At 66.2% G+C, this 11769-nt stretch carries 12 protein-coding genes; 3 read left to right on the forward strand and 9 right to left on the reverse strand.

Annotated elements, in window-relative coordinates:
* The first annotated feature begins 75 nt into the window (after nt 1-75).
* The 3 genes from NMI01S_RS14550 to NMI01S_RS14560 all read left to right on the forward strand — a co-directional run bounded on the left by NMI01S_RS14550 (nt 76) and on the right by NMI01S_RS14560 (nt 3093).
* Nucleotides 76-492 carry a hypothetical protein gene (locus tag NMI01S_RS14550; RefSeq protein ID WP_157126183.1) on the forward strand — a complete coding sequence of 139 codons (417 nt, stop codon included), beginning with the start codon at nt 76-78 and terminating at the stop codon, nt 490-492.
* A 695-nt stretch (nt 493-1187) separates the two neighbouring features.
* Nucleotides 1188-2147 carry a non-homologous end joining protein Ku gene (gene ku / locus NMI01S_RS14555; RefSeq protein ID WP_062997558.1) on the forward strand — a complete coding sequence of 320 codons (960 nt, stop codon included), beginning with the start codon at nt 1188-1190 and terminating at the stop codon, nt 2145-2147.
* Between the two features lie 184 nt (nt 2148-2331).
* Complete coding sequence (locus NMI01S_RS14560; RefSeq protein ID WP_062997560.1) at nt 2332-3093, forward strand: RDD family protein; 762 nt, start codon at nt 2332-2334, stop codon at nt 3091-3093.
* Between the two features lie 87 nt (nt 3094-3180).
* Here NMI01S_RS14560 and NMI01S_RS14565 read toward each other — a convergent pair whose 3' ends face one another.
* The 9 genes from NMI01S_RS14565 to NMI01S_RS14605 all read right to left on the reverse strand — a co-directional run bounded on the left by NMI01S_RS14565 (nt 3181) and on the right by NMI01S_RS14605 (nt 11609).
* Nucleotides 3181-4443 carry an acyl-CoA dehydrogenase family protein gene (locus NMI01S_RS14565; protein ID WP_062997562.1) on the reverse strand — a complete coding sequence of 421 codons (1263 nt, stop codon included), beginning with the start codon at nt 4441-4443 and terminating at the stop codon, nt 3181-3183.
* Nucleotides 4444-4612: 169 nt separating this feature from the next.
* Nucleotides 4613-5041, reverse strand: coding sequence for a DUF4189 domain-containing protein (locus NMI01S_RS14570; protein WP_062997564.1), 429 nt, complete (start codon nt 5039-5041; stop codon nt 4613-4615).
* 108 nt (nt 5042-5149) lie between these two features.
* Nucleotides 5150-5521: a metal-sulfur cluster assembly factor gene (locus tag NMI01S_RS14575; protein WP_036502473.1), complete on the reverse strand. Its 372-nt coding sequence runs from the start codon at nt 5519-5521 to the stop codon at nt 5150-5152.
* Entirely contained in the window at nt 5514-6011 is a 498-nt protein-coding gene (gene sufU / locus NMI01S_RS14580; RefSeq protein ID WP_062997566.1) for a Fe-S cluster assembly sulfur transfer protein SufU, read from the reverse strand. The genes NMI01S_RS14575 and sufU overlap by 8 nt, the downstream gene beginning before the upstream one ends.
* Before the next feature lie 46 nt (nt 6012-6057).
* Nucleotides 6058-7317 carry a cysteine desulfurase gene (locus NMI01S_RS14585; RefSeq protein WP_062997568.1) on the reverse strand — a complete coding sequence of 420 codons (1260 nt, stop codon included), beginning with the start codon at nt 7315-7317 and terminating at the stop codon, nt 6058-6060.
* A 1-nt stretch (nt 7318) separates the two neighbouring features.
* Entirely contained in the window at nt 7319-8095 is a 777-nt protein-coding gene (sufC, locus tag NMI01S_RS14590; RefSeq protein ID WP_062997570.1) for a Fe-S cluster assembly ATPase SufC, read from the reverse strand.
* A gap of 51 nt (nt 8096-8146) precedes the next feature.
* The gene (gene sufD / locus NMI01S_RS14595) at nt 8147-9340 is read right to left on the reverse strand and encodes a Fe-S cluster assembly protein SufD (protein ID WP_062997572.1); all 1194 of its coding nucleotides are present in this window, start codon (nt 9338-9340) and stop codon (nt 8147-8149) included.
* Entirely contained in the window at nt 9340-10800 is a 1461-nt protein-coding gene (sufB, locus tag NMI01S_RS14600) for a Fe-S cluster assembly protein SufB (RefSeq protein ID WP_062997574.1), read from the reverse strand. Before sufB ends, sufD begins: the two co-directional genes overlap by 1 nt.
* Complete coding sequence (locus tag NMI01S_RS14605) at nt 10797-11609, reverse strand: helix-turn-helix transcriptional regulator (protein ID WP_062997645.1); 813 nt, start codon at nt 11607-11609, stop codon at nt 10797-10799. The genes sufB and NMI01S_RS14605 overlap by 4 nt, the downstream gene beginning before the upstream one ends.
* Nucleotides 11610-11769: the final 160 nt, after the last annotated feature.

Below are 11769 nucleotides of genomic sequence, written 5' to 3' on the forward strand. Positions count from 1 at the left end.
GACGCCGTCTGCGCCGGCCTACTGCAAGCCGGCGAATGAACACAGAACCCCATATGCCACCGGCACTCTTAACCCATGCGCCAGCTGGGCCTGCGGTTTACGACACCCATCGGCGTGATGCATCGATGTCAGGTACGCATGGGATCGTTGAGGGTCGGAAATCCAGTGAGGAGAAACTGGAACAACGACACGGTGAAACAAGGTCAGGCCCATACGGACGAGATCGCGCCCGGCTATGAGCAACTCGCGACAACTCTCGCCAACCTGATTGCCGATCTGCCCCGGATCCCGCTCAAGGACGACGATGCGGCTGAAGTCCGATCGAATGCCGAAACCGTTCTCGCCGAAGTGGTGAACGAAGAACCTGACCGCGGAGCCATCAAGCGCTACCTGACCATGATCAAGGGATTTCTCTCACCCGCCGCCGCTGAAATCTCCAAAGCCGCGACCGCCGAGAGCGCCGAACTCGCTCGCAAGTTCATTCATTCCTAGGGGGAATCAGCCTTCTGATCTCTAGCGCCGGGCACAGCCGGTGGCCGCTGTATGAGAACCCCAGAAACGAGTGTGGGAAGCAGCAAATAGCTGCTTCCCACACTCAGGCCAGTCGGCTGCTCTACCGCTGAGCTACAGCCCCACGTGGTGGAGCTAAGAGGACTCGAACCCCTGACCCCCACACTGGGGATCCAGTCTGTTCACAGGGGCGAACCGCCGCAACTGACTGTATGCGTGCCGGTGCCCACGTCATCCAATATTTCGTCCTGGGCATTCTCGTCGAGGCAGGCTACTGGCCTATCTCAGACCGCTCCTGCACGGACAGTGTGACGCGTTTTGCGCTGCTGGTCCACTACTGCTCCTCGACACGTACACATCACGCACTCGCCACTCGCTCCGCCCGCCCACCGCCGGGGATACGCCAGAAGGCTCGGCGCTAGGACATGACAGCCGGCCGAGGAGTGATGCGGAACCGATCGATGAATGCCCCCGGACGTCACGGCCCCTAGCCCTCGATTCGCTTCGAAATCGCACGGAGATGGCCGAAATGACGCCCACCTACAGGACGTCCACAGGACGTCGCAGGTCCACAAACAGCAACAAACAGCAACCGGCAACACTCATCAACAACCACGAACCCGCAGGTCGCGCCGCTTCGCCGGACAAAACCAACCGGTCATTAGTAGCATCGGCCTATGCGGTCGATCTGGAAAGGTTCCATCGCGTTCGGGCTGGTGAATGTCCCGGTGAAGGTTTATACCGCCACCGAGGACCATGACATCAGGTTCCATCAGGTCCACGCCAAGGATGGTGGGCGGATCAAATACGACCGGGTCTGCACGGTGTGCGGGCAGTCGGTGGCGTTCGCGGATATCGACAAGGCGTACGAGTCGCCCGAGGGTGACAAGGTGATTCTCACCGACGAGGACTTCGCGAAGCTGCCGGTGGCCGAGAAGCACGAGATTCCGGTGTTGCAGTTCGTACCCTCCGAGCAGATCGACCCGATCCTGTTCGACCGCAGCTACTACCTCGAACCTGATTCCACGACACCCAAGGCGTACGTGCTGTTGGCGAAGACGCTCGATCAGGTGGATCGGGTGGCGCTGGTGCATTTCACGTTGCGGCAGAAGACGCGGCTGGCGGCGCTGCGGGTGCGCGACGGGGTGCTGGTGTTACAGACGCTGCTGTGGCCGGACGAGGTGCGCGCGGCCGAATTCGAATCACTCGACGATGCCGCCGCACCGCGATCGCAGGAGGTCGCGATGGCGCAGACTCTGGTCGACAGCATGTCGGAGGATTTCGATCCCGATCAGTACACCGACGAATATCAGATCGAACTGAAGAAGCTGCTCGACGAGGCCATCGAATCCGGATCCGACCGTGTCACCCGCCACGAAGAGGCCGAACCGGCGCAGATGGATGCCGAGGTGGTCGATCTGGTGGCCGCGTTGCAGCGCAGCCTCGAAGCCACCGGCCGCGGTGGGGAATCGGGCAAGTCGAGCCGGGGTCGCGCCTCGAAATCCGCCGGCAAGTCGACCGCGAAGGCGACCACCAAGCGGGCCGCGTCGAAATCCACCGGTACCAAATCGGCGAGCAAGTCGACGGCGAAGAAGGCGGCACCCAAGGCCACCAAGCAGACCCGCAAGGGAGCCTAGGCCGCGATTCCGGCGTCGTCGCCGAATCAGGCAATCGTGAGATATCCGACTGTTCGGCGCGCTCATCGCGCGCGGGTCGGCCATACTTTGGCGGGGCCTGGCGGTTACCGTACGGTGCAATCACAGTTCGACCCGGTCGGGGCCCGGATCGTCCCCGTACCACCAGCTTCCGGAGGAACCACATATGACCAACCCGTCGGACCCGAACGGCCCGTACGGCCAGCCGGGGCAACCGGGCTACGGGTATCAGCCCGCCGGCCCGCAGCCGGGCTACGGCGCACCCCCGCCGGGTTACGGCGCGCCGCCGCCCGGGTACGCCGCTCCCCCACCGGGTTACGGTACACCGGCTCCGGGATATGGTGCGGCACAACCGAATTACGGTGCGCCGGGGGCGGGCTACCCGCCGGCCGGGCCCGGATACGGCTATCAGCAACCGGGATTCGGCCCGCCCGCACCCTACGCGCACTGGTTCGCGCGCGTCGGCGGGTATCTCATCGATGCGCTGATCGTGGGCGTCCCGCTGGCCATCTTGTACGGACTCGCGTTCGGGCTCGGCAGCAAGGACGTGGACTGCTCGTTCGACGACGACACCTACGGCTCCTCGTACTCCTACTCCACCAGTACGTGCACGAGCGGCGGCCTGACCGCCGTCGGCATCATCCTGGTGCTCCTGGCGATAGTGGTGGGGCTGGGCCTCGGGCTGTGGCTCATCTACCAGGAAGGCACCACCGGTCAGACGCCCGGTAAGAAGGTCGTCGGCATCCGCGTGATCAAGGAAGCCGACGGTCAGGTGCTCGGCTTCGGTATGGCCTTCGTGCGCAAGCTCTGCCACGTTCTCGACAACGCCCTGTGCGGCCTCGGCTATCTGTGGCCGCTGTGGGACGAGAAGAACCAGACCTTCGCCGACAAGATCGTCGGCACCATCGTGGTGCAGGCTCAGAAGTAGCGTCGCTGCCCAGCGCTGTCACGGCCCCGCGGTTCCCTCGACGGACGCGGGGCCGTTTCGTGTGGTGAGCGCCGACGTCGGACGGCCTCACACACCCTTGGGCGCGTGAGAGGACATGAATCCGAACAGATAGCCCGCTACTCGCCGCATCTGAATCTCCTCCGCTCCCTCGGTGATTCGATAGCGGCGGTGGTGGCGGTAGATGTGTTCGAACGGCTGGTGGCGCGAATAGCCGAGGCCGCCGTACACCTGCATCGCGCGATCGGCCGCCTCACAACACAATCGGTTGGCCCAGTAGTTGCACATCGACACCTGCTCGGAGGCGGCGAAGGTGCCGCGGCGATCCATGGTCCACGCCGTTTTGTGGATCAGCGTGCGCAGCATCTCGCACTGGGTGTGCAATTCGACCAGCGGGAACTGGATCGCCTGATTGTCGGCGAGCGCTTTTCCGAAGGGCTTGCGCTCCTTGGCATACGCCACGGCTCGGTCGATGCAGTATTGCGCCGCTCCGAGACTCGACGCCGCCTGGCGAATCCGGTTCTCGTTCAAGAAATGCTGGACGACCGCCAGCCCGCGGCCCTCGGGACCGAAGACGGCGTCGGCGCCGACGCGCACGTCGCGCAGGGTGACGCGCCCGTGATCGGTGGGCATGTTGAAGGTCCACAGATATTCCTCGACCGTGAATCCGCGGGTATCGGGCGGGACCAGGAATGCGGTGATGCCGTTGCCGTCGCCCGCTTCGCCCGCGGTGCGCGCGAAGATCAGATCGGCGTCGGCGGTGTGAATGCCGGTATTCCAGGTCTTCTCGCCGTTGATCACCCAGCCGTCGCCGTCACGCACCGCGCGAGTGTCCATATGGGTGGCGTCGGAACCGTGTTCGGGTTCGGTGATGCCGAAGGCGAAGAATTTCGTGCCCGCCGCCAGGCCCTCCACCCACTCCGCTTGCTGCTGCGGCGAACCGTATTCCAGCATCAGCAGCAGGCCCACATTGTTGGCGACCACGGCGTGTTCGTTCTGCAGATCGCAGTGCAGGCCCAGACCCCGGCGGGCGAGGTGTTCGCGAATGACGGCCATATCGAGATTGGTGCCGCCGCGGCCGCCGAATTCGGGCGGGAACGCGTAGCGGTAGTGCCCGGCGGCGTCGGCGCGGCGGCGGGTCTCGGCGAGCAGATTCTCCCAGTCGGCAGTAGGCAGCCCGCCGCGGTCCCAGTCGGTGCGTGCGTCTTCACGGCGGTGGTCGAAGAAGCGGATGTTGTCGTTCTCGCGTTCGAGCGGCACGATCTCGCGGTCGATGAAGCCATCCAGTTCGGCCAGATAGTCGCTGAGCTCGGAGGGTATGTCGAAATCCACTGCTGCTCCTACCGTTTCGGCCGGTCCGGCGATTCGGCCCTCACGATATCGCGCAGCATGTCTCCTCGGAGCGGGACGGACCCCGACATCGGTGATCGAGCGCGAAACAGCGGGAAAGACGACGGCGGCCGACCTGCCGTGCAGGTCGGCCGCCGTCGGTTCGAAACGGTCAGTGCGCGTTCGCGGTGCAACTGGTCAGGGCGATGGTCGCCGGGCGCGGGCTCGCACTCCCCAGGTCGGGGAACGGCGGCGCGCTCGGCCCCAGGAAATCCCTCGCCTGCTTCTCCGCCTCGATCTGAGTCGGACCCCAGCCCACCGCGATCCGGCCGTCCGCTCCCTGGGCGACAGCACCGCAGCCGTTGCTGAAATCCAAGATGACGCGGCAGTCACCGCGACCGCAGTGCGCCCGAGCCGCGGCATCCGCGCTGGGCGCGTCGGCGAAGTTGGTGGCCGCGGCCACCACGCCGCTGCTGTCGGAGTAGGCGATCGCACCGTGCAGGTCACCGTCGGCCTGAGCCGAACCGGCGGCGCCGGCCACCGCGAAACCCGCACCGGCCACCGCCGCGACGGCCGCCGAGCGGACACGCCGGGAAAACATAAGGGACATCCGTGAATCCACCCCGTTCAAGTCTGCGTACTGGACGCAGGCGATCCTGCTCCACAGCGACCCCGGATGTCCACTTCGCCCCCTACCCGGTGGCGAGAATCAGACCGTGAAGCCCAGGGCGCGCAGCTGCTCGCGGCCGTCGTCGGTGATCTTGTCCGGGCCCCACGGCGGCATCCAGACCCAGTTGATCTTCAGATCCTCCACCAAACCACTGCGCACCAGCGCGTTGCGCGACTGGTCCTCGATCACGTCGGTGAGCGGGCAGGCCGCGGAGGTGAGGGTCATGTCGAGAACGGCCACCTCCTCCTCGAGCCGCATCCCGTAGACCAGTCCCAGGTCGACGACGTTGATGCCGAGTTCGGGGTCGACGACGTCACGCATCGCCTCCTCCATGTCCTCGAGCAACGCCACCTGCTCCTGGGAGAGTTCGGCCTCGGTGTTCGGCTGTTCGGTTGCCGGCGTCTCAGTCATGACCTTCCCCATTTCCGGCGGACCCGTTGCCCATGGTCCGCTTGGTCTCTTCGGCCGAGGTTATCCGCACCACGGCATCCTTGAACGCCATCCAGCCCAGCAGGGCACATTTCACCCGGGCCGGATATTTCGACACACCGGCCAGCGCGATGCCGTCGCCGATCACGTCCTCGTCGCCTTCGACCGTGCCGCGGCTGGAGATCATCTCGCTGTAGGAGTCGACCACCTTCAGCGCCTGCTGCACGGGCTGGCCGATGACCTGATCGGTGAGGATCGAGGTGGCGGCCTGGCTGATCGAGCAGCCCTGCCCGTCGTAGGACACGTCGGCGACGTCGCCGTTGTCGTCGATGTGCACCCGCAGGGTCACCTCGTCACCGCAGGTGGGGTTGACGTGATGCACCTCGGCACCGAACGGCTCCCGCAGTCCGCGGTGGTGCGGATGCTTGTAGTGGTCCAGGATCACTTCCTGGTACATCTGTTCCATACGCATTGCGAAATCTCACGCCCCGTTCACTGGTCGCTCGCGCTCGCCGGATTCAACGGTCGGCCACCCCGAAGAATTTCTGTGCCTTACGGACCGCGGCCACCAGCGTCTCCACCTCGTCCAGCGTGTTGTAGACGGCGAAGGAAGCCCGGGCGGTGGCGGGTACACCGAGCCGGCGCATCAGCGGCCAGGCGCAATGGTGCCCGACGCGGATGGCGACACCCTCGTCGTCCAGGATCTGGCCCACGTCGTGCGGGTGGATCCCGTCGACCACGAACGACACCGCGCCACCACGGTCCACGTTCTCGGTCGGCCCCACGATGTGCACGCCGTCGATCGCGCCGAGCCCTTCCAGGGCGGCGCCGACCAGCGTATGTTCGTGCGCGGCAACGGCGTCCATCCCGATCGCGTCGAGATATCGCACGGCCGCGCCCAATCCGACCACCTGTGAGGTCATCGGCACCCCGGCCTCGAACCGCTGCGGCGGCGCCGCGTAGGTAGTCGCCTCCATGGTCACCGTCTCGATCATCGACCCACCGGTGATGAACGGCGGGGTCTCCTCGAGCAGGGCGTAGCGGCCGTAGAGCACACCGACACCGGACGGACCCAGCATCTTGTGCCCGGAGAACGCGGCGAAGTCGACGCCGAGCTCACGGAAGTTCACCGGCATGTGCGGGACGGACTGGCAGGCGTCGAGGACCACCAGCGCGCCGACCGCCTTGGCGCGGCGCACCATCTCGTGCACGTCGGCGACCGCCCCGGTCACATTCGACTGATGGGTGAACGCGACGACCTTGGTCGCGGGCGTCAGCTCCAGCGAATCCAGGTCGATGCGCCCGTCGTCGGTGATGCCGTACCACTTCAGGGTGGCGCCGGTGCGACGCGCGAGTTCCTGCCACGGAACGAGATTCGCGTGATGCTCCAGTTCGGTGATCACGATCTCGTCGCCCGGTCCCACGTGGTACGGGAAGCGTTCGTCGGAGAACGAATACGTCACCAGGTTCAGTGATTCGGTCGCGTTCTTGGTGAACACGATCTCGTTCGCCTCCACACCCACGAAGCGCGCGATATCGGCCCGAGCGCCCTCGTAGGCGTCGGTCGCCTCCTCGGCGAGCTGATGCGCGCCGCGGTGGACGGCGGCATTGGTGTGGGTGAGGAATTCGCGTTCGGCGTCCAGGACGGCCAGCGGTCGCTGCGAGGTGGCCCCGGAATCCAGGTACACCAACGGTTTTCCGTCACGCACCGTCCGGTTCAGGATCGGGAAATCGGCCCGGATCCTGGCGACGTCGAGTGTGCGTGTCACAGCGGTCATATCAGGCTCCCGCGGTCGCGGTCTGTGTGAAGCGGACGTAGCCGTTGGCGTCGAGCTCGTCGGCCAGCTCGGAGCCACCCTCGGCCACGATGCGGCCGCCCACGAACACGTGCACGAACTGCGGCTGGATGTAGCGCAGGATCCGGGTGTAGTGGGTGATCAGCAGGACGCCGCCGTTCTCGCGCTCCTTGTAGCGGTTGACGCCCTCGGAGACGATGCGCAGCGCGTCGACGTCCAGACCCGAGTCGGTCTCGTCGAGGATGGCGATCTTCGGCTTGAGCAGGCCCAGCTGCAGGATTTCGTGGCGCTTCTTCTCACCGCCGGAGAAACCTTCGTTGACGCTGCGGTCGGCGAAGGCGGCGTCGATCTCCAACTCGCCCATCGACTCCTTGACTTCCTTGACCCAGTGGCGCAGCTTCGGGGCCTCGCCGCGCACGGCGGTCGCGGCGGTGCGCAGGAAGTTCGACATGGACACACCCGGCACCTCGACCGGGTACTGCATGGCCAGGAACAGGCCGGCGCGGGCGCGCTCGTCGACGGACATGGCCAACACGTCCTCGCCGTCGAGGGTGATCGAGCCCTGGGTCACGGTGTACTTCGGGTGACCGGCGATGGCGTAGGACAGGGTGGACTTGCCGGAACCGTTCGGGCCCATGATGGCGTGGGTCTCGCCCGACTTCACGGTGAGGTTCACGCCCTTGAGGATCTTGATGGGTTCGCCGCTGTCGTCCGGATTGGCGACTTCGGCGTGCAGGTCCTTGATTTCGAGGGTGGTCATTGCATTCCTTCTGGGCTGGTGGAGGTTTCGGGCTGCCGGGACGCGACGGTGCTAGGCACCGATGGCGGCGAGTTCGGCCTCGATGGCCGACTCCAGCCGCTCCCGGATCTCGGCGACCGCGATCTTCTGGATGATCTCGTGGAAGAAACCACGCACCACCAGACGGCGGGCGGCATCCTCCGGAATTCCGCGAGCACGCAGATAGAACAGCTGCTCGTCGTCGAAACGCCCCGTGGCCGACGCGTGTCCGGCGCCGATGATCTCGCCGGTCTCGATCTCGAGGTTGGGCACCGAGTCGGCGCGCGCGCCGTCGGTGAGCACCAGATTGCGGTTGGCCTCGTAGGTGTCGGTGCCCTCGGCCTCGGCGCGGATCAGCACGTCGCCGACCCAGACGGTGCGCGCGTCGGGCTTGGCCGAGCTCGGATCGCCCTGCAGCGCACCCTTGTACAGCACATTGGACTTGCAGTGCGGCTGTGCGTGGTCGACCAGCAGGCGCTGTTCGAAATGCTGCCCGTCGTCGGCGAAGTACAGGCCGAGCAGCTCGGCGTCGCCGCCGGGAGCGTCGTAGCGCACGGTCGCGGACAGCCGGACCAGATCGCCGCCGAGGGTCACATCGGTGTGCCGCAGAACGGCATCGCGACCCAGCTTGGCGTGATGCGCGGTGACGTGCACGGCGTCGTCGGCCCAGTCCTGAACCGCGACCACGGTGAGCTTCGCGCTGTCGCCGAGGACGAATTCCACGTTCTCCGCGTAGGTTCCGCTGCCGCGCTGGTCGATGACCACCGTCGCGACGGCGAAATTGCCGAGCCGGATCTGCAGGTGACCGAAGGCGGTACTGCCCTCACCCGGGCCGGTGACCCGGACGACGACCGGACGCGCGACCTCGGTCTCGGCGCCGACCGATACGACGGTCGCCTCCTCGAAGCCCGAATAGGCCTGGGCGGCAACACGATCGGTAGGCACCCCGCCCTCGCCGAGGCGGGCGTCGTCGCGACCGACGGTCTCGACGGTCACCCCGTCGATCACCGAGCCGTCGACGGCAGCGACCTCGATACCCGCCCGGCCGTCACGCACCGCGGTGCCGTCGTGCAGGCCACGCAGCCGGCGCAGCGGGGTGAACCGCCAGGCCTCGTCGTGTGCGGAGGGCACCTCGAAGGCGGCCACATCGAACGAGGCGAACAGCTCACCCTTGTTGACGGCCGGGATGCGGGCCTCGCCCGCGACAGCCACATTCTCGACCGGCATCAGCCGACCGCTCCTTCCATCTGCAGCTCGATGAGCCGGTTCAGCTCCAACGCGTATTCCATCGGCAGTTCCTTGGCGATGGGCTCGACGAAGCCGCGCACCACCATCGCCATCGCCTCGTCCTCGGTCATCCCGCGGCTCATCAGGTAGAACAGCTGATCGTCGGACACCTTGGAGACGGTGGCCTCGTGGCCCATCGTCACGTCGTCCTCGCGGATGTCGACGTAGGGGTAGGTGTCGGAGCGGCTGATCGTATCCACCAGCAGCGCATCACATTTCACGGTCGACTTGGATCCGTGCGCACCCTTGTTGACCTGGACCAGGCCGCGGTAGGACGCCCGGCCGCCACCGCGCGCCACCGACTTCGACACGATGGTCGAGGAGGTGTGCGGCGCCAGATGCAGCATCTTCGAGCCGGTGTCCTGGTGCTGGCCCTCGCCCGCGAACGCCACCGACAGCACCTCGCCCTTGGCGTACTCGCCGGTCATCCAGACCGCCGGGTACTTCATGGTGACCTTGGAGCCGATGTTGCCGTCGATCCACTCCATGGTCGCGCCCGCCTCCGCCTTGGCCCGCTTGGTGACCAGGTTGTAGACGTTGTTCGACCAGTTCTGGATGGTGGTGTAGCGGCAGCGGCCGCCCTTCTTCACGATGATCTCCACGACCGCCGAGTGCAGCGAGTCGGACTTGTAGATCGGCGCGGTGCAACCCTCGACGTAGTGCACGTAGGCGCCCTCGTCGACGATGATCAGGGTGCGCTCGAACTGGCCCATGTTCTCGGTGTTGATCCGGAAGTAGGCCTGCAGCGGGATGTCGACGTGCACGCCCGGCGGCACGTAGATGAAGGAGCCACCCGACCACACGGCGGTGTTCAGCGCGGAGAACTTGTTGTCGCCGGCCGGAATCACCGAGCCGAAGTACCGCTGGAAGATCTCCGGGTGCTCGCGCAGGCCGGTGTCGGTGTCGAGGAAGATGACGCCCTGGGCCTCGAGATCCTCGCGGATCTGGTGATAGACCACCTCGGACTCGTACTGGGCGGCCACACCGGCGACCAGACGCTGCTTCTCGGCCTCCGGGATACCCAGCTTGTCGTAGGTGTTCTTGATGTCCTCGGGCAGATCTTCCCAGCTCTCGGCCTGCTTCTCGGTCGAGCGCACGAAGTATTTGATGTTGTCGAAGTCGATGCCCTCGAGGTTGGAGCCCCAGCTCGGCATCGGCTTGCGATCGAAGATCCGCAGCGCCTTGAGGCGGGCGTCGAGCATCCACTCGGGCTCGTTCTTCTTCGCCGAGATGTCGCGCACGACGTCCTCGGACAGGCCGCGCTTGGCGCTGGCGCCGGCGATATCCGAATCCGCCCAGCCGTAGCCGTAGGTACCCAGCGAGGCGATGGTCTCCTCTTGGGTCAGGGGCTGGTTCTGGGGCGCATCGGATTCACGGCTCACCGCGGTGGTCGACGTCATTCGGCACTCCTTCCGGAGTCGTTTCGAGCTGCCGCTGCGGGCTGTGCAACGGCGCGGGTGGCGGGCTGAGCATTGCTCGTCGGGGGATTGCTCGTCGGGGGAACGGACAGGGGTACGTGGGTGGTGCAGGCGCAGTCACCGTTGGCGATGGTCGCGAGCCGCTGCACGTGGGTTCCGAGCAGCTCGCGAAATGCCTCGAGTTCCGCGGCGCACAGCTCCGGGAACTCCTCGGCCACATGCGAGACCGGGCAGTGATGCTGGCATATCTGGACACCGGAGCCGACCTTGCGGGTGGTGGCGGCGAATCCGGCGTCGCTGAACGCCTCGGCGATCTCCTCCGCCTTCTCCGAGGTGGCGGCCGGGGTGTGCTGAGCCAGGCGATCGATACCGGCGACGATGACACCGACACGGCGACGAGCGAAATCCATGATCGCGTTCTCGCCGCCGATCTCGCGCAGCTGCCGCATCGCGGCTCCCGCCAGATCGTCGTAGGCGTGGCCGAGCCGGCCGCGACCGGCGGCGGTCAGCTGGAACTGCTTGGCGGGACGACCGCGGCCCTGCTGTTGCCACGGTGCCGAGCGCATGGCTCGGGCCTCGCCGGATTCGATCAGCGCGTCGAGATGACGACGCACACCGGCCGGGCTCAGTCCCAGCCGCTGCCCGATGGCCGTCGCGGTGATCGGCCCCTCCTCCAGCAGCAGCTGGACGACGGCCGCGCGAGTATGCCCCTCACCGGCGGCCGCGGGCGCGGCGGAAGGCCGGGCGCCCTGCTGACGCTCGGTATTCACCTCGTTCTCCCGCAAACCCACGGTTTTCACAACATCAGTGTGACGGAATTATTTCCCGCATTCTAGTAAGGGTGCCCTGAATCTCTCCCGGATGCGGCTCCGACCTGGGCATCGCTCCCCCGTGCAATATGTCACGGTCCACCTCGCGACGTTGCGATCGGCCCGGCGTCCACCCCGGCTA

Source organism: Nocardia mikamii NBRC 108933 (assembly GCF_001613505.1).
Taxonomy (GTDB): domain Bacteria; phylum Actinomycetota; class Actinomycetes; order Mycobacteriales; family Mycobacteriaceae; genus Nocardia; species Nocardia mikamii.

Bases quoted from the DNA above. Each gene is read 5' to 3' on its own strand.
- NMI01S_RS14560 (WP_062997560.1), top strand. From the start codon at position 2,332: ATGACCAACCCGTCGGACCCGAACGGCCCGTACGGCCAGCCGGGGCAA.
- NMI01S_RS14575 (WP_036502473.1), bottom strand. From the start codon at position 5,521: ATGACTGAGACGCCGGCAACCGAACAGCCGAACACCGAGGCCGAACTC.
- NMI01S_RS14550 (WP_157126183.1), top strand. From the start codon at position 76: ATGCGCCAGCTGGGCCTGCGGTTTACGACACCCATCGGCGTGATGCAT.
- sufD (WP_062997572.1), bottom strand. From the start codon at position 9,340: ATGCCGGTCGAGAATGTGGCTGTCGCGGGCGAGGCCCGCATCCCGGCC.
- sufC (WP_062997570.1), bottom strand. From the start codon at position 8,095: ATGACCACCCTCGAAATCAAGGACCTGCACGCCGAAGTCGCCAATCCG.
- sufU (WP_062997566.1), bottom strand. From the start codon at position 6,011: ATGCGTATGGAACAGATGTACCAGGAAGTGATCCTGGACCACTACAAG.
- NMI01S_RS14585 (WP_062997568.1), bottom strand. From the start codon at position 7,317: ATGACCGCTGTGACACGCACACTCGACGTCGCCAGGATCCGGGCCGAT.
- NMI01S_RS14570 (WP_062997564.1), bottom strand. From the start codon at position 5,041: ATGTTTTCCCGGCGTGTCCGCTCGGCGGCCGTCGCGGCGGTGGCCGGT.
- ku (WP_062997558.1), top strand. From the start codon at position 1,188: ATGCGGTCGATCTGGAAAGGTTCCATCGCGTTCGGGCTGGTGAATGTC.
- sufB (WP_062997574.1), bottom strand. From the start codon at position 10,800: ATGACGTCGACCACCGCGGTGAGCCGTGAATCCGATGCGCCCCAGAAC.